At 49.2% G+C, this 16,350-nt stretch carries 13 protein-coding genes, 1 pseudogene and 1 riboswitch; of the genes and pseudogenes, 4 read left to right on the top strand and 10 right to left on the bottom strand.

Features of this window, described 5'->3' with window-relative positions; all coding sequences use genetic code 11:
• Positions 1-88: 88 nt before the first annotated feature.
• The 4 genes and pseudogenes from manD to J1C60_RS06755 all read left to right on the top strand — a co-directional run bounded on the left by manD (position 89) and on the right by J1C60_RS06755 (position 4,164).
• Positions 89-1,303, top strand: a complete 1,215-nt coding sequence (manD, locus tag J1C60_RS06765) for a D-mannonate dehydratase ManD (RefSeq protein WP_128178794.1) — start codon at positions 89-91, stop codon at positions 1,301-1,303.
• 235 nt (positions 1,304-1,538) lie between these two features.
• Positions 1,539-1,667: pseudogene (locus J1C60_RS18680) on the top strand (MFS transporter); the annotation flags it as partial.
• Between the two features lie 240 nt (positions 1,668-1,907).
• The gene (locus tag J1C60_RS06760; protein WP_128178793.1) at positions 1,908-3,371 is read left to right on the top strand and encodes a mannitol dehydrogenase family protein; all 1,464 of its coding nucleotides are present in this window, start codon (positions 1,908-1,910) and stop codon (positions 3,369-3,371) included.
• Positions 3,372-3,477: 106 nt separating this feature from the next.
• A complete protein-coding gene (locus J1C60_RS06755) occupies positions 3,478-4,164 on the top strand; it encodes a GntR family transcriptional regulator (protein WP_128178792.1) in 687 nt (228 codons plus the stop codon).
• Between the two features lie 265 nt (positions 4,165-4,429).
• Here the strand turns inward: J1C60_RS06755 and fbaB are convergent, their stop codons facing one another.
• The 10 genes from fbaB to J1C60_RS06705 form a co-directional block, all read right to left on the bottom strand.
• Entirely contained in the window at positions 4,430-5,482 is a 1,053-nt protein-coding gene (fbaB, locus tag J1C60_RS06750; RefSeq protein WP_128178791.1) for a class I fructose-bisphosphate aldolase, read from the bottom strand.
• 157 nt (positions 5,483-5,639) lie between these two features.
• A complete protein-coding gene (thiD, locus tag J1C60_RS06745; protein WP_128178790.1) occupies positions 5,640-6,440 on the bottom strand; it encodes a bifunctional hydroxymethylpyrimidine kinase/phosphomethylpyrimidine kinase in 801 nt (266 codons plus the stop codon).
• On the bottom strand, positions 6,437-7,228 hold the full coding sequence (gene thiM, locus J1C60_RS06740; protein ID WP_128178789.1) for a hydroxyethylthiazole kinase: 792 nt from the start codon (positions 7,226-7,228) through the stop codon (positions 6,437-6,439). The genes thiD and thiM overlap by 4 nt, the downstream gene beginning before the upstream one ends.
• A gap of 36 nt (positions 7,229-7,264) precedes the next feature.
• Positions 7,265-7,361, bottom strand: a riboswitch (TPP riboswitch).
• A gap of 1,264 nt (positions 7,362-8,625) precedes the next feature.
• The gene (locus J1C60_RS06735) at positions 8,626-9,369 is read right to left on the bottom strand and encodes an SDR family oxidoreductase (protein WP_128178788.1); all 744 of its coding nucleotides are present in this window, start codon (positions 9,367-9,369) and stop codon (positions 8,626-8,628) included.
• A gap of 33 nt (positions 9,370-9,402) precedes the next feature.
• Complete coding sequence (locus J1C60_RS06730) at positions 9,403-10,599, bottom strand: 3-phenylpropionate MFS transporter (protein WP_154324751.1); 1,197 nt, start codon at positions 10,597-10,599, stop codon at positions 9,403-9,405.
• Positions 10,600-10,713: 114 nt separating this feature from the next.
• Complete coding sequence (locus J1C60_RS06725; RefSeq protein ID WP_128175817.1) at positions 10,714-11,859, bottom strand: alpha/beta hydrolase family protein; 1,146 nt, start codon at positions 11,857-11,859, stop codon at positions 10,714-10,716.
• A complete protein-coding gene (locus J1C60_RS06720) occupies positions 11,856-13,292 on the bottom strand; it encodes an SRPBCC family protein (RefSeq protein ID WP_128175815.1) in 1,437 nt (478 codons plus the stop codon). The genes J1C60_RS06725 and J1C60_RS06720 overlap by 4 nt, the downstream gene beginning before the upstream one ends.
• Positions 13,289-14,851, bottom strand: coding sequence for a class I adenylate-forming enzyme family protein (locus J1C60_RS06715; protein ID WP_128175814.1), 1,563 nt, complete (start codon positions 14,849-14,851; stop codon positions 13,289-13,291). Before J1C60_RS06715 ends, J1C60_RS06720 begins: the two co-directional genes overlap by 4 nt.
• A gap of 30 nt (positions 14,852-14,881) precedes the next feature.
• Positions 14,882-15,139, bottom strand: a complete 258-nt coding sequence (locus J1C60_RS06710; RefSeq protein ID WP_128175812.1) for an acyl carrier protein — start codon at positions 15,137-15,139, stop codon at positions 14,882-14,884.
• Positions 15,140-15,234: 95 nt separating this feature from the next.
• Positions 15,235-16,347 carry a beta-ketoacyl synthase N-terminal-like domain-containing protein gene (locus tag J1C60_RS06705; RefSeq protein WP_128175810.1) on the bottom strand — a complete coding sequence of 371 codons (1,113 nt, stop codon included), beginning with the start codon at positions 16,345-16,347 and terminating at the stop codon, positions 15,235-15,237.
• Positions 16,348-16,350 lie beyond the last annotated feature (3 nt).

Raw genomic sequence — 16,350 nt, 5'->3', positions numbered from 1 at the left:
GCGATCGGACAAATAGCAAATACAACTTGTATGGTAGTATTAATACACGTAGTTTTCTCTGCATCGCTCGTAGCTAAAAGGCCAAACAATGAAAATTATTAACGCTGAAGTCTTTGTTACCTGCCCTGGCAGGAACTTTGTGACCGTTAAAATCACCACCGAAGATGGCTTGACCGGCATCGGAGACGCCACGCTTAATGGCCGCGAGTTACCCGTTGCGTCTTACCTGAAAGATCATGTCTGCCCGCAGCTGATTGGTCGGAACGCCCATCAGATCGAAGATATCTGGCAATTCTTTTATAAAGGTGCTTATTGGCGTCGGGGGCCGGTCACCATGTCGGCCATTTCCGCTGTCGATATGGCGCTTTGGGATATTAAAGGTAAAGCCGCCAATATGCCGCTTTACCAGCTCCTGGGCGGCGCTTCACGTACGGGCGTTATGGTTTATTGCCATACCACGGGCCATACCGTTGATGAAGTTATTGATGATTACGCCAAACATAAAGAATTGGGTTTTAAAGCCATTCGGGCACAATGCGGCGTTCCGGGCATGAAAACCACCTATGGTATGGCAAAGGGTAAAGGTCAGGCTTACGAGCCAGCAACGAAAGGTCACTGGCCGGAAGAGCAACTGTGGTCAACGGAAAAGTACCTTGATTTCACACCAACGCTGTTTGATGCCATTCGTAATAAATTCGGCTTTAATGAACACCTGTTGCACGACATGCATCACCGCCTGACGCCGATTGAAGCGGCACGCTTTGGTAAGAGCATCGAAGATTATCGTTTGTTCTGGATGGAAGATCCGACACCCGCTGAAAACCAGGAGAGCTTCCGCCTGATTCGTCAGCATACTGTCACCCCGATCGCCGTTGGCGAAGTGTTTAACAGTATTTGGGATTGTAAGCAGCTCATAGAAGAGCAGCTTATCGACTATATTCGCACGACCATTACGCACGCGGGTGGGATTACCGGTATGCGCCGCATCGCTGATTTTGCATCACTGTACCAGGTACGTACCGGCTCGCACGGCCCCTCCGATCTCTCGCCTGTTTGCATGGCTGCCGCACTGCACTTTGATCTGTGGGTTCCAAACTTCGGTGTACAGGAATATATGGGCTATTCAGAGCAGATGTTGGAAGTATTTCAGCACAACTGGACGTTCGGCGATGGCTATATGCATCCGGGCGACAAGCCCGGATTGGGTATCGAATTTGATGAAAAGCTGGCGGCAAAATATCCCTATGAGCCTGCTTATCTGCCCGTTGCCCGTCTTGAAGATGGCACGCTGTGGAACTGGTAAGGAGACAATGATGAAAAATGTCGTCATTGCTCTCCTGTCGCGTTGGCAGAGACACACCCATTTGCCCGTAATTCTGGCAACGGCGGCAAGGTTATCCCGGAGATACGTTAAATCATCTCAGTTCCCGTCTTATCTGTGACAGGCATCGATGCATATCGCATTCCTGAGGATTCATCAGCCTGCCGTTAGAATGCCAGATTACAGATAAGCGATTAAGGTTCAGGAAAACTAAAATATTGTGCTGGCTGTCTCATTGCTGGCAGCCGCGATTTGTGTGGCCCAGGCCGGTACGGTAAAAAAGGTCACATCTGCCGCCGGGTTACTGTCTGTATCCATTTTATCGCGCAATATACGGGGCAATGTAACAGCGCGTCTGTGCTGGCGGTATGATTGCCGGGTTAGGTGCGCTGCTGGTGCCGTACCTGATTAAAGCCCCAAATCCAGTTATACGCGGGTTTCGGTCTGAAGCCAGCACACCTGTTCGCCGCCATACGCCAAACTGCACAGTAGCGGGCATAATATCCGACCCTCATCAGGCCGGGCCCATACATCAGACAGTTGTAATATGGTCGGCATTACGCGCCCTTTGCTACAAGGATTTCCTATGTTATCCGTCGAAAACCTTCCGCTTGATGCGCTGCGTCCACGCTATGACCGCAGCACGTTACGTACCCGGATGTTACATATCGGCTTCGGTGCTTTTCATCGTGCGCACCAGGCGGTTTGCAGCGACAAGCTGGCTAATGAACACGGCAGTGACTGGGGCTACTGTGAGGTCAATCTCAACAGTGGGGAGCTGATTAACGTTCTACAGGCACAGTCCTTGCTGTATACGGTCACTGAAATGGCTGATCAGCGTTTAACAACACGGGTTATTGGCGTCGTAACTGACGCGATTCATGCGCAAAGCGCAGGGATCGATGCCGTTATTGAGGCAATGAGCCAGCCAGACATTGCTATTATCTCAATGACCGTCACCGAAAAAGGCTATTGTCACCTTCCGGCAACCGGCGAGCTTAATCTTGAGCATCCGGCCATTCAGCATGATTTAGCGCATCCTGACACACCCATCTCACTACCGGGCGTTATTCTGGCGGCAATCGTCCGCCGCCGCAAACGTAGCCTTGCCCCTTTCAGCGTCATGTCGTGCGATAACATGCCGGAAAACGGCCACGTCACGCGCAAAGTTATTGTACAACTGGCGCAACAGCAGGATGCAGGACTGGCAACCTATATTCAGCAACATCTCAGTTTTCCCTCGACTATGGTCGATCGCATCGTGCCTGCTATGACACCAGAAACTTTTGCGATGCTGGAGCAAAAACTGGGCACCCGCGATCCTGCTGCGGTGGTATGCGAGCCTTTTTTTCAGTGGGTAATTGAAGATAACTTCGTCAGCGGGCGTCCTGAATGGGAAAAAGCCGGTGCTGAAATGGTGGCCGATGTGCTGCCATTTGAAGAGATGAAGCTACGAATGCTCAATGGCAGCCACTCCTTTTTAGCTTATCTGGGTTACCTTGCCGGCTATCAGCACATTAGTGATTGCATGGATGATGCGCATTACCGCCGTGCTGCACGTCAGCTAATGCTGGCGGAACAAGCCCCGACACTGCATACCCCAACGGTGGATTTAACCGCTTACGCCGATTCGTTGATTGCCCGCTATCAAAACCGCGCAATTAAGCATCGCACGTATCAGATAGCCACAGACGGCAGCCAAAAATTGCCCCAGCGCTGGCTGGACAGCATTCGCTGGCATGTGCAGCGCGGCAGCCGCTTTGATCTGTTAGCGCTGGGAGTGGCAGGCTGGATACGCTATGTCAGCGGTAGAGATGAGCAAGGTGGGGCCATTGTCATCAACGATCCGTTAAAGGATGAACTGGCACAACGCGTCGCGAAAAGCAAAGAAGGCAGCGCGCGCGTTCGCGCACTGCTGTCAATTGAAGCTATTTTTGGTCATGACCTGAATGCCAATGCCCTTTTCACTGCCCGTGTAATCCATTTTTATCAACAGCTATGCACACTGGGTGCAAAAGAGACGGTGAAACAGCTTATCGCAACGTACTGATTGTACAGGCTGGAAAAGCGCTGGCGCTGATGCAGCGGGCTGTTTAGACTGAAGGTTTTTAGGCCAGGTTGACTGTCTCGTCAGCCGTAAAAATGGATGTTGCCGAATGTCGATACCCTACATTATTACCGCCAGCGAGCCTGTAAATCAGCAGATTTACCGTTTTTTGCGTCAGGATATTGTCACCTGTGCCATTCACCCCGGCGCGTTACTATCGGAAAAAGAGGTTTCCACGCGTTTTAATGTGTCACGCCAGCCGGTTCGGGAAGCCTTTATCAAACTGGCTGAGTCCGGGCTGGTGCAGGTGCTGCCCCAACGCGGTACCTTTGTGCGCAAAATCTCCGCCCAACGCGTGGCTGATGGGCGCTTTATCCGCGAGGCGGTAGAGGTTGCCGTTGTGCGCCGCGCAGCACGGGAAGCCACCCCTGCCTCGCTAATGGAGCTTGAGCACAATCTTCAGCTACAAAAAATGGCAGCAGGCCGCCATGACAGTCATGCATTTCTACTGCTGGATGATGAGTTCCATCGTCTGATAGCCAGAAGCATTCAGTGTGAGCTGGCATGGGAAACGGTTGAAAACATCAAAGCCGCCATGGACCGTGTGCGCTTTTTAACGCTAAGCGAAGTTTCTCCACCGGAAAGTTTGATTGAACAGCATGAGAAAATTTATCGTGCGCTGGTCAATAACGATGCCGATGCTGCCGAAACGGCGCTGCGGCGGCATTTGCAGGAGATGATTTTCTCCATTACGCCGATTGCCGAGCAGAATAGCGACTGGTTTGAACAACCTTAATCATTGCAGCGTTTAAGGGGCCGGATGGTTGGTTACCTCAACCTCCTGCCGTTTCAGGAAAAGCATTTATACCCTAAATCATTCGGGCGGCATCAAGGCGACGACGCAGGTGCAGGGCCAGCGCTAACCGGCCCTGCACGGTCATCCGGAAATGAACGAAACCCCATTCAGGAATAACAAAGACGGGTGGTCGTTCACTTAGCGCGGATCCAGGAGAGAACCCGCATCGGCCAATGCACAAAATACCCTGTTTGCCGGGTTGGCCCTAAGCAATAGTCACCTCTTTGGCAAGATACACATCCTGCACAGAATTAATCAGCGCTACGCCCTCTTTCATCGATTTTTTAAACGCTTTACGCCCCAAAATCAGCCCCATACCGCCCGCGCGCTTATTAATCACCGCGGTACGAACAGACTCGGCGATATCGGTCTCACCCGAGGCGGCACCACCGGAGTTTATCAGCCCTGCACGTCCCATATAGCAATTAGCTAACTGGTAACGTACCAAATCAATCGGGTTTTCACTGGTCAGCTTGCTGTAAACGCGCTCATCGGTATAGCCGAATTGCACCGCGTTGTAACCGCCGTTATTTTCCGCCATTTTCTGCTTAACAATATCGGCACCGATGGTCGCGGCAAGATGGTTAGCTTGTCCGGTAAGGTCGGCACTGGAGTGATAATCCGTGCCGTCTTTTTTAAAGCTGTTGTTGCGCAGATACGCCCAGAGTACGGTGACCAGACCTAATTCATGCGCACGTTCAAACGCCACGGAAATCTCCTCAATCTGGCGCCGCGACTGTTCGGAACCAAAGTAGATCGTTGCCCCCACGGCGACCGCCCCCAGATTAAATGCCTGCTCCACGCTGGCGTATAGGGTTTGATCATATTGCGTCGGATAACTTAGCGTTTCATTGTGGTTCAACTTAACCATAAAAGGAATGTGATGGGCGTAACGACGCGACACCGACGCCAGTACACCATAGGTCGATGCCACGCAGTTACATCCGGCCTCAATCGCCAGTTCAACGATGTTTTTTGGGTCAAAGTAAAGCGGATTTGCGGCAAAAGAGGCACCCGCTGAATGTTCGACGCCCTGATCGACGGGCAGGATAGAGAGGTATCCCGTTCCAGCCAGGCGTCCGGTGTTGTAGAGAGTTTGCATATTGCGTAGCACCGCAGGGGAGCGATTGTTATCAATCATCACCCGGTCGACATAATCCGCGCCAGGTAGATAGAGGCTTTCCGCGGGAATGGTCATGCAGCGATGTTGCAGAAGTTGGTCAGCTTCTTTGCCCAATAACTGTACGATGTCCGTCATGCTAGCTCCTGAGAAGTGAATAAGCGTCACAACCCTTCAGCCCGATTGCCGAAACGTTCCGACTCCCTTAGCCTGCACCCGATCGCCCTGCAAAGGCAAATTGCTGACTCCATTTTTCAGACCCGTCCGCAGTAAAAAGTGCAACGTTAACGTTACGCTACCACCAACGATAAAAATGATGTACCGGTCCGATTCCGCTCCCGACTTCCAATGTATCAGCATGTTGTAACGCACCCTGCAACCAACTTTTCGCCTCTTGCACTGTCTGTACCCAGTCACGATGACGCGGGCGCAATGCCGCCAGCGCCGACGATAGTGTGCATCCGGTACCATGCGTGTGGCGCGTCAATACGCGGGGGGCGGTAAAACGTCGTTCCTCGCTGGCGGTAAACAACCAGTCCGGGCTCTCTTGCTCACTAAGATGGCCTCCCTTCATCAGCACCGCCTGGCAACCCATTGCCAGCAGCGCCCTTCCCTGTACCCGCATCTCATGCTCATTTTTTGCAATACCGCATTCCAACAAAGCCGCGGCTTCAGGCAGATTTGGCGTAATCAACGATACCTGCGGTAACAAGCGCTGGCGCAGGGTGATGATGGCGCGTTCAGACAAAAGCGGATCACCGCTTTTCGCCAGCATGACGGTATCCAACACCACATACGGCAGTGCCGCCTGTTGTAAACGTTCCGCGACGACCTCAACGATATCGCTCTCCGCCAGCATACCTATTTTGGCGCTATCGATACGAACATCCGAGAGCACGGAATCGAGCTGTGCGGCAACAAATTCAGGGTCAATACGGTAAACCGACTGTACGCCGTGCGTGTTCTGCGCCACCAGCGCGGTAATCACACTGGTGCCATAAGCGCCGAGTGCCGAAAAAGCCTTTAAATCCGCCTGGATACCGGCGCCGCCGCTGGGATCGGTACCAGCGATGGTGAGTGCATTAATGCGTTTCATGCCAACACCTCCGCATCCAACTGCCATAATTCATCCAGAAACGCCGGGGCAAAACTCCCCGGCCCACTGCTCCGCGCGGTCGCTCGCTCGCCTGCACAGGACATTACCCGGCAGGCACTGGCAATTGCGTACAAGCGATCGCCCGCTAATGCCGTAAAACCCGTAACAACAGCGGATAACGCACAACCGGTGCCGACCACACGCGTCATCAGCGGTGAGCCGCCCATTACCTGCAGCAACTGTTCACCATCGGTGACATAGTCGATAGCCCCGGTGACCACCACCACCGCACCGGTCTGCCGGGCAAGCTGTGTGGCGGCGGCGATGGCTGCCTCAGCCTGATGCTGGCTGTCTACACCGCGCCCATGCTGTACATTCCCCGACAAAGCCAATATTTCCGACGCGTTGCCGCGTATCGCTGCCGGCTTCGACACCAGCAAACGCCGGCAAAACTCACTGCGGAATGTCAAACCGCCTACCGCAACCGGATCAAGCGTCCAGGGCGTATTGGCATTAACAGCGGCACCGACTGCGCTTAACATCGCATCGGCCCGGCTTCGGGTTAAGGTTCCTACATTGATCAGCAAACCATCGGCGATCGCACTAAACTGTGCAGCCTCCTCAGCCTCGATCACCATGGCAGGAGAACCGCCAAGTGCCAGCAGCACATTCGCAGTAAAGCTTTGCACCACATCATTGGTCATACAGTGCACCAACGGTGCTTGTTGGCGAAATAGGGAGAGGTATTCGGCGACGATTGCGCCAGAAACGGGAAGGGGCTGATGCATACTAAACACTCCTGGCCGGCGATCGGAAGACGAATGCGGCCAGGCATTTGACTTCCCTACGCTGGCATTATCCAGATCAGGTGGTACGGGTCTTTCTCAGCCTTCACAAGGAAGGGCACCCCGAGTCATGTAGAATGAATTTCTTTACTTTTTGCCAGATTAGGGGAAGTCGCTAGTTGATGCAAGCCTGCCCTTCCGGTTAACGCTTCTTCACGCTGTCACCCACCTTGTACCTCAGTTTGCACCTCCATGGCAGGACAGAAAAACGAACAATTCTCGCCCCATCATGCAGAGATAAAATCTGTTGATTATCTTAATTAGCCAATTTTGATAAATGAGAGAAACAAATGACAGAAGTTGCAGCAGCCTTGACCACAGTAGCTACTTTTTCTTATGGCGTGTAACGAAACTACTCGCCAAAGAAACAACACGAATGGTTGAATGAGCATCACAGCAGCACGTTGTTGTTACCCTTGAGCCTAATGATTGGGCTGCATTTTATTTTGACATTAACGTAGCGAACAGAGTTAATGCATCCGATTATAATATTGAAATTGAATTTGATCCATCGCTAACCAATGCAGACTATAGGGAAGAAAAAAACATTCAACTCCCTTTAGAAGAATAAGCGCATTGAAAAACGGGAAAATATTATCAAGTAATCTTTATAAATATAACCAAATAAAAAATAATTATTAGTAGTCCGAGGAAAGCAAACTCAACTAAAAGAGACGCCAATGAATACGAGTATGATATGTCATCATTTTATGGGATAGATTACTTAGGCGCACGTAATCCGATGACTCAGATAGCCGAACAGATAAAAAATGAGAGAAGGCTGGAGACCGATCACTCAAGGTTCAAAAAAGATTAAAATCGACAACTATAATTCAGGCGATAGATAATACAAAAGGAAGATTCGTGATGAGATTCATCAAATATTCGCAGATGAAAGAGAAAAAATAAAAACCATGAAAAGAGGGCTGCCCATCCTAAAATAATTTAACCAATCAAGCTTGAAAGCTTAATTGCTAACACCTGTAACTAAACTGGAATTCCCTTACATATTGCCGTCAAGAACGTAACTTTGATTGTCAATTTCTTTTACAGACAAAGTTAAATAGAAATCATTTAATAATCCAACAACAGATTAAACACTAGAATTACATTTTTTGACTTGCATTCTTAACTTATTATTAATTTTACCCTGATAATAAAAAGTATAATCGCCTTCATTTACAGCAGCACTTTTTACTCAAACTATACCCGCACCGAAATCTTAAGTGTTGCTTTTAAAAAAATACAGAATATCGATGGAACAGTCTTAGGCGATTAAGCTAACTCAGCACAGCAGCAAAGAGCCGCTGCGCTGATTAATAATGTGGGCCTGGTTTATATCAGGTCGCACCACCATCAACGGTAATAGTCTGCCCGGTGATCCAGCGCCCTCCCTCACTCAACAAGAAAGCCACGACATCTGCGACATCCTGTGGCGCTCCAAGACGATTAAATGGCGATGCTGCGGCAAAAGCCGCTTGCCGCTCTGGTGGGGCTTTAGCAAACATTCCCGGTATAGTGGCACCAAGTCTTAAGCTATTAACGGTAATATCTCTGGCACCTACTTCCTTTGCCAAAACTCGACTAAACAACTCCAATGCTGCCTTGCTCGCAGCGTAGAGTGCGGAACCAGCAATCGGTGCGGCTACCATTGTTGATGAGATATTGATAATACGCCCCCCATTACGCAGTAGGGTTGCCGCCTCTTGCAGTATGAACAAGGCTCCACGCACATTGACATCAAACACTTTTTCATACAGTTCATTGGTAACCCCCGCTATAGGGCCGGGCACAATCACGCCCGCGTTATTAATAACATAATCAAGCTGCCCATATTGATCCTGGACAAAATGGAACAGAGCGGCGATATCATCCAGTTGGCTGATATCGGCATGAATGGCGTTCGCCTCTCCTCCATTGGCTTTAATTGAGGCAACAACATTACTGGCTTCCTTTTCTGCTGTCGCATAGGTAAATACGACAGATATCCCGGTTGCTGCCAGGCGGCGCACCAGCTCACTGCCAATACCGCCAGAACCGCCGGTAACAAGCGCTACTTTTTTATCCGTTTTTTGTAATGTCATACCTTTATTCCTTATTAGTCAATGTTAAAAGCTTCAAGCAGTACCAGGTGTCACCTGTTCCGTGGTCTGAGGGGGATTACTGAGTGAAATTTTATTCATCTGCGCCGATCTCAGCAGCAGCAAAAAGGCTGTACCCAAGAGCGACACAGCAGACATGACGTAAAACGTACCGCCCAACAGAGATGCATAGAGCGGCCCAGAGAGCAGTACAAACACCCCCATACCAAGCCCCATAGAAAAGGCGGAATAAATACCTTGTGCCGTTGATGACAACGAGGCATCTACTCTATCAGTAATAATTTGCATCGCGGCAAAATGACTGGCGCCAAAGGACAATGCATGTAAGCATTGTGCAATCAACAGCCAAAACAGATCATCGGTACTGCCGATCACCAGCCAGCGTAATGCCGCTGCAGCTCCGCCGATAGCTAATACATTAATAGAGCCTAATCGGGAGAGCAGCAACCGCCCAAAGGCGAATACCATCACCTCCCCCGCCACGCTGCTACCCCAAAGTATCCCGATGATTTGATCCGACAATCCTTCAGTACGCCAGTGAATGGAACCGAAAGTATAATATGCAGCATGGCTGCCCTGAATTAGAGTGGCCGCGATCAAGAAACAGACAAACCACTTACTTCTGAAAAAGACAGAGGTATTAACATCCTGATTCTTTACCATCGACACAGGAACTTTTGGCAGCAGACATGAGGAAATGAACAACAGGCCAGCCACGCCGCAAATAGACCATAGCAGAGCAGGCTCACCAAAGCGCTCCAACAATTTACCTGAAAATATAGCCACAGCCATAAACCCGACCGAGCCCCAAAGTCGCACTTTTCCGTAATCAAACTTTTGCTCTCTGGACGCTACCGTAGCCAAACTCTCAGTCAGTGACATAACTGGTGACCAACAGGCAAAACTCAATATCGTCAACAACAGGATAGGAATAAAACTGTCCGTTTGAGAAAATATTATTATGCTGGCGAAAAGCCCACAGGCCAGAATAATGACTGCCTCCCGTCGCTGCCCAGAGCGATCGACAATTTTTGATACCGCCGGGGTAAAAACAATTTTCAAGGCAAATGATAATGCCGTTAGGACGGCAATACCTGATGGGGAAATACCTTTATACTCCAGCCATACTGGCCAAAATGGCATGTGTATTCCAATAAAGGAAAACATGCTGAAATAAATCAGAGCAAATCGAGTTTTTGTAAAATGATTCATTTCTCTCACCAAAAAATTAATATACAGAGAAGACCATAATTAAATAAAAATAATCTTTAGATGCAAAAAATAAAAAGCCGAACCGCATGATAGGTTAGAATGAAAATTTCTCGATTAACCAACGGACTTAGCCAACTTCTGTGCTAGCCAATCAGCAACCTCAATACTATATTGATTAATATAATTCAGACAAACATGCGCCTCCGATGGGTAGACTTTAAGCGGGTGTTGATCTCCCAAAGCCTGGTGCATATCCTCTAACGCCGCCACCGGAAATATATCATCCAGCGCACCATGAATTGACAAAATGTCCGTCGTACTTTGCTCCTGTACGGTCAGAGCTAGCTGGTCGAAAATATTCTGCATTTCAATGGCATCGCCCCCCATAAAAGCATAACGGAAATCCTCTTTCAGCCGGCGGGGCAGCGTGACGTAAGGTGAGAGGCGTGGCCCACCCGATAAATTGACCACAGCCTGAAACTGTTGCCCCAGGTAGCGAGCAACACGTAGCGCAAGATAACCACCGAAGCTGATACCAAAAAAACCCAGTCTGTCAGTGTCTACGGCAGGTTCAGTCTTCAAGCGCGTAATAATCTGCTGCACTACGGTTTCAAACTGCATATCAATAGGATTGCAACCGACATTGATCCCTTGCCCTGGCCCATCAAACATAAAGACCGCGATACCACGAGCAAGAAATTGTTCAGCAAAGGCGAATACCTCCACTTCTGTCACCGAATCCAATCCATTAGACAGAATCACACATGGCCAGGCGGTTTCACTAACGACTTTTTGGGCGGGCAGAACCAGATAATAGGGAATCCGCACCTCGCCATGCATAAACTCCCCTGAACACAACGACAGTTCCGTATGTTCCAGACTCCGCATAAAACACTCTTTCACCCTCTGGCGCATCTGCGTTTTCCACACGGGATCGGAGAAATACATAAACTCTGCCCAGTGAAAACACGCCGCTGCGCTGCGCCATGCCGAACTGGCACCAGCGACCGAGCAGCTTTCATTTGCCAGAGTGACATAGTCATGGCCCAACCGACTCCAGCGTTGCATCCACTCTTGCCAAAACTCAGCTGAACCAAGATCCTGTAACTCGGCCGGGAAGTCTTGCAGAGCGATCGCAATGTCACCCCAATGGATCTGCGCCCCATGTTCCGAACGCAAGAACATGAGTCGTGGCAAGAAATAGGCGCACAGGCGATACAAAGGCTCAGGCAGGCGAGCCGGTTTAAGGGCTGGCTTCATGCTGCCCTCCTGTTGAGCAACCAGTGACAACACGCATCGACCGTTGCCTGGCTATTTTTCATGATCAAGGCCTTGATGCGTTGCTTATTACGCTGAATATCATCATCAGAAAACAAGACACCGCAACGTTCAGGATCTATATGCACCGAGTGTTCAGCAATAAGTTCAGTGCCATTGGCGGTGGCACGGGCCAGCCAGCGGCCACTATGGGTTTTCAGCATCGCAGGAGGTTCAGGCTGGAAATACGAAATTGTCAGCGTATCACGATCGCATTGCCGAATGCTTCGGAAATGCTCATTACCACCAGCCCCGATAATCTCCATCACAAACTCCTGATATTTAGTATCCTCATAAATAACCTTTACATCATTACAATGAGGCAAGATATCTGGCCATTGACGGATATCAGATAAGAGAGAGTAAAACTCTTCAGGAGCAAAGGGTAATGAGTAATGGGTAGTAAAAGACGATAGTGTCGTATCCTTTTTTTCCACAAACTCTTTAACCGCCAACATTTCACTCCCCGCATTATCATCAATAAAGCGATTAATTAACTCGCTTGCCTGTTCATGCGTAGTGATATCTACACGTATATCTGAAATATCATCAAGCAGTGCAAAATCCCGAGTAACATTTAGAATACAGCGCCGCTCATCGAGTGGGATAACTCGCCATTGGCCGCTCATTTCCTTTAGGAATGGCATTGGGACAGGAAGGAAAAAGTCAATTCTGAAAATGTCATCAAAATAGCTACGCTGCGTATCCCAACCCACCGCCAGACCATTTTGCCAAGCTTCAATTCGCACGCATTCAGCATTCCCCGCACGTTCCTGTACCACGGCCGAGATACAGGCATCAAAAATCTTTGGCCAATTACTTACATCGGCAATAGTACCGTACACCTCCGCGGCCGAGGCCTCACAAATGATAGAATGCGAAGTCGATCGCTGTGCAACAGAATCTGGTCTCTGCACTGCGTCCCTGATGTTGCCCAGCTCTTTAGTGGAGTTAGCTTCTATCGCATTAGCAACAAATGTCGCCGCTTGCTCACGCGTGGTTACCTCGTCAAGGTGCTCAGGAACCTCATCAACAAGAGTATAATCATGTTCCAATACAATCAGACTCTGAGTTTGGTTGAGTGCGATCACCCGCCAGGTAGTAGACATATTTTTAACGAACAACATGGGCTTCACGATCGTAGAGTCGATACCATAAATTTCTTTACGAAATACCCGCCGTGATTCCCAAGTCATTTGCTCACCACCGACCAGGGCGGTTACCCGTATCTGTTCCTCTCTCTCATTACGGGCCAACGTTTCCACTGCAATACAAGGTTCAAAAAGCTGCGGCCACTGCTGAGAGTTGCAGATCAGGGAATAAACCGTAGCTTGCGGTGCATTACAAATTACTGAATTCGCTTGTGTATATTTCATGCTGTGTCCTCCATGACAGAAACCGGAATTAATGCTGTTGTATCAATGCCTTTTAGCACTTCGCCTTTAATTATTTTATCATTGCTACTCTTGGGGAAAGGGAAACGGCTCGGGAACACATAATCGGGCCATTTCTCCTCGCTGAGTTGTATAGCAAGCTGCGTCGAAACAGCCCGGCCAATGACCTCATCGCTCTCCTGAGTCAGTGGGCCATAGATACAGACAACCGGTGTATTACCCAGGTTATTAGCCGTCGGAATGCTCAGCAGCAAGACTTCCTTCACCCCCACTATCTCTGCGACGACACTTTCAACCTCTTCTGGGTAGATACGGTGGCCATTCTTGCTCAAAATAGTATTGCTGATTCGCCCCTTAAGGATCAGTTCCCCATTATTTGAAAAATGGCCATAGTCACCCGTATGGAAATACTCACCGACCGGTTGAACCTGATCCGACGCAATATCAAAATATCCTGCCATCAAGCCAGTCCCACGTAATACCACCTCCCCAACGCTGTTTTGCGCAGCATCAGAAAAATGCAATGATACGTCCAGGGAATCGTCGGGCCGTCCAACACAATAGATATATTGTTCATAGAGCTTTCGTTGATGGTCGTCTTCGGTCAACCAACAAAACGGGCCAAATGTTTCACTTAGGCCATACCCCTGTGCCCACTCGCAAGGAATAAGCACTCTGGCTTCTTCGAGAAGTTTTTTCGGCAGTGCCGCCGCGCCATAGGCCATAACGCGCAGACTACTCAAATCAGCACCACACTCTCGTGCCCCTTCCACAAATCGACGCAGTGCAACCGGCCGTAGCATCATGTGAGTAATTTGATGGTGCTCAACTTGCTGCGGCCATTGCTCCATCACCCTACCATGAGGAAAAACGAGTGTGGCGTCATGCAACAAAGCGCCGAAAGAGAAAATAACCCCCGTCGTGTTATTCATTAAGCCAGACATGAAAATACGGGCATCTGCGCTAAATTTTAACTGTCTCGATACAGAAGCTACGCGCTTGCAGACCAGCGATTCTGAAATACTGACGGCTTTGGCTTTACCAGTGGTACCACTGGTAAATAACACTAAGAAATTTTCGACCGGATCAGGACTTTCAACAACAATATCGATAATATCTTCGTCGTTTTCTCCGCCATGCCCAACAAATGCACTCAATTCTATAATGTGGGTGCCTTCAACCACTACCTGTTGTAATTCTTCTACAGCCTTATCCCGGCGCAGATAAACCACATGGTCAGGGTTTACTGCCTGGATAATATTCGCCCACTCCAATATCGCCGCATTTTGCAGGTTATACGGCATGACAATCTGAATACCAATCGCACTGGCAGCAGCCATAAATACGACGGCGCTTTCGTCATGTTCAGGGATCAACACCACTTGCTGTCCGCGCCGCACGCCCAAATGCCTCAAGTTATGAATGGTGTGTGCCACGGCCTTGCAAATATCACCATAGGTATAGGTTCGATTGGGCGTCACAAATGCCGTTTTATTACTCATGACATCATCAGCATTCTGAAACAACCAAATGAGCTTCATAAAAAGCCTCCATGCAGAATGATATCAGCCCTAGGCGCAAACGCGGTTATCCGCCTGCCTGGCAAGGATAAACGCATAAATCGCCTGACCACTCTCCCAAGAGCTACGCTCAGACTTCAAGGCTGGGATGCCAAATTTATTTTCAACTTCTTTTGCAAACTCGGTCATTTCAGTCGAGTCCATGTCATACACCAAATCGAGATCAGCATTCATATCCAATTCATCTTCCGCGACGTCGATATAAGCCGAAATGAGTGCTTTAAGTTGTACAAAGATTGGGTCTTGCATTATTTACTCTCCTGTTACTAATCATTGATATATCTTAAGCAGCCAACCGTAATGTGGCTTTAAAGGCTAAAAAGATCACAACTACCTGAACTGGCTTATACCGAAGCCAGACTCAACGTTGAAACACTACCTTGCTTGCTAATTCGACGAACCAGCACTTTATTAAAGGATAGGGAAAGATCGCCACAGGCATCAAAGCGCTGGGGATGGGTAGCACCATGACTGAGATCCTGGGCCGCACATGCCGTTTCCATCACGCCAGAGACGGCAAACATATTGCCGAAATGCTCACGGCCAGAAGCGATATAAAGCGGTGCCCGGATGTCGTTGTGGAGACAATTCATACTTTCGGTTTCTGCTTCAAAAGCAGCATCCGTCAAGAATAGATAAGGGGAATCAGGATGGCTGATGGCATTTAATGCATTATTCTTGAGCACAAAGTTGACATCTTTACCATCGGCGCAAAAATGATCGGCGAACCCGCTGACTTCGCAGTATATGGTTGCACCTCTTTCTTTGGCACTTTCATATTCTTCTAAGACCAAGAAAGCGGCACCTTCGCTAAACGCTGTCGGTGTTTCATCTCCAAACACCGAGGTTTTCCCTTCACACGGTTCAATGCTACGGTCCAGTATTGCGCGTATATACGAGCTTGAAAGATCTTCTGATGCCCCGCAAAGAATGACATCAGCGCGCCCGTGCTGAATAGCTTCAACGCCATAACCAATTGCCTGTAAGCCTGCGACATTGCTGGCCGAAAACGTTTTGGAATATCCTTTTAATCCATATTGCAGTGAGATTTGTCCTTGCAGGGCAGCAGGGAACCAAGCGGTAGCGACATATGGCCCCATCGCTTCCACACTTTCAGTATGCAGACTTTTGATTTTCGGCTCGGCAAATCCCCAACCCCCCAGGCAGTTACCAACAAATATCCCTATCCTGGATAAATCAATATCGTTATCAAGCACCCTACTTGTTTTCAACGCCATATCCGCCGCACACAAACCATAAAACGTAAAGTTATCCAATTTGCGTTTCAAACGACCATTTATCACCCCGGCACCATCAAAGTCAGCGACGCGTAAATATGCCGATGGGTCGCGCCGGTGAATACCATTCTGTTCAGGTGAGTTGGCACAAATGCTATCAATCGTATGCCCAAGAGCACTCAGCGCACCGACTCCTGTGATAACAACGCGTTTATTCATAAT

The organism is [Pantoea] beijingensis, from assembly GCF_022647505.1.
GTDB lineage: Bacteria > Pseudomonadota > Gammaproteobacteria > Enterobacterales > Enterobacteriaceae > Erwinia > Erwinia beijingensis.
This window is presented reverse-complemented; position numbering and strand designations above follow the sequence as displayed.

What these genes read in the sequence shown, in the direction of transcription:
- J1C60_RS06705 (WP_128175810.1), bottom strand. Translation starts at nt 16,347, where the DNA reads ATGAATAAACGCGTTGTTATCACAGGAGTCGGTGCGCTGAGTGCTCTT.
- J1C60_RS06760 (WP_128178793.1), top strand. Translation starts at nt 1,908, where the DNA reads ATGTTATCCGTCGAAAACCTTCCGCTTGATGCGCTGCGTCCACGCTAT.
- J1C60_RS06735 (WP_128178788.1), bottom strand. Translation starts at nt 9,369, where the DNA reads ATGACATTACAAAAAACGGATAAAAAAGTAGCGCTTGTTACCGGCGGT.
- fbaB (WP_128178791.1), bottom strand. Translation starts at nt 5,482, where the DNA reads ATGACGGACATCGTACAGTTATTGGGCAAAGAAGCTGACCAACTTCTG.
- J1C60_RS06720 (WP_128175815.1), bottom strand. Translation starts at nt 13,292, where the DNA reads ATGAAATATACACAAGCGAATTCAGTAATTTGTAATGCACCGCAAGCT.
- thiD (WP_128178790.1), bottom strand. Translation starts at nt 6,440, where the DNA reads ATGAAACGCATTAATGCACTCACCATCGCTGGTACCGATCCCAGCGGC.
- manD (WP_128178794.1), top strand. Translation starts at nt 89, where the DNA reads ATGAAAATTATTAACGCTGAAGTCTTTGTTACCTGCCCTGGCAGGAAC.
- thiM (WP_128178789.1), bottom strand. Translation starts at nt 7,228, where the DNA reads ATGCATCAGCCCCTTCCCGTTTCTGGCGCAATCGTCGCCGAATACCTC.
- J1C60_RS06730 (WP_154324751.1), bottom strand. Translation starts at nt 10,599, where the DNA reads ATGAATCATTTTACAAAAACTCGATTTGCTCTGATTTATTTCAGCATG.
- J1C60_RS06755 (WP_128178792.1), top strand. Translation starts at nt 3,478, where the DNA reads ATGTCGATACCCTACATTATTACCGCCAGCGAGCCTGTAAATCAGCAG.
- J1C60_RS06725 (WP_128175817.1), bottom strand. Translation starts at nt 11,859, where the DNA reads ATGAAGCCAGCCCTTAAACCGGCTCGCCTGCCTGAGCCTTTGTATCGC.
- J1C60_RS06715 (WP_128175814.1), bottom strand. Translation starts at nt 14,851, where the DNA reads ATGAAGCTCATTTGGTTGTTTCAGAATGCTGATGATGTCATGAGTAAT.
- J1C60_RS06710 (WP_128175812.1), bottom strand. Translation starts at nt 15,139, where the DNA reads ATGCAAGACCCAATCTTTGTACAACTTAAAGCACTCATTTCGGCTTAT.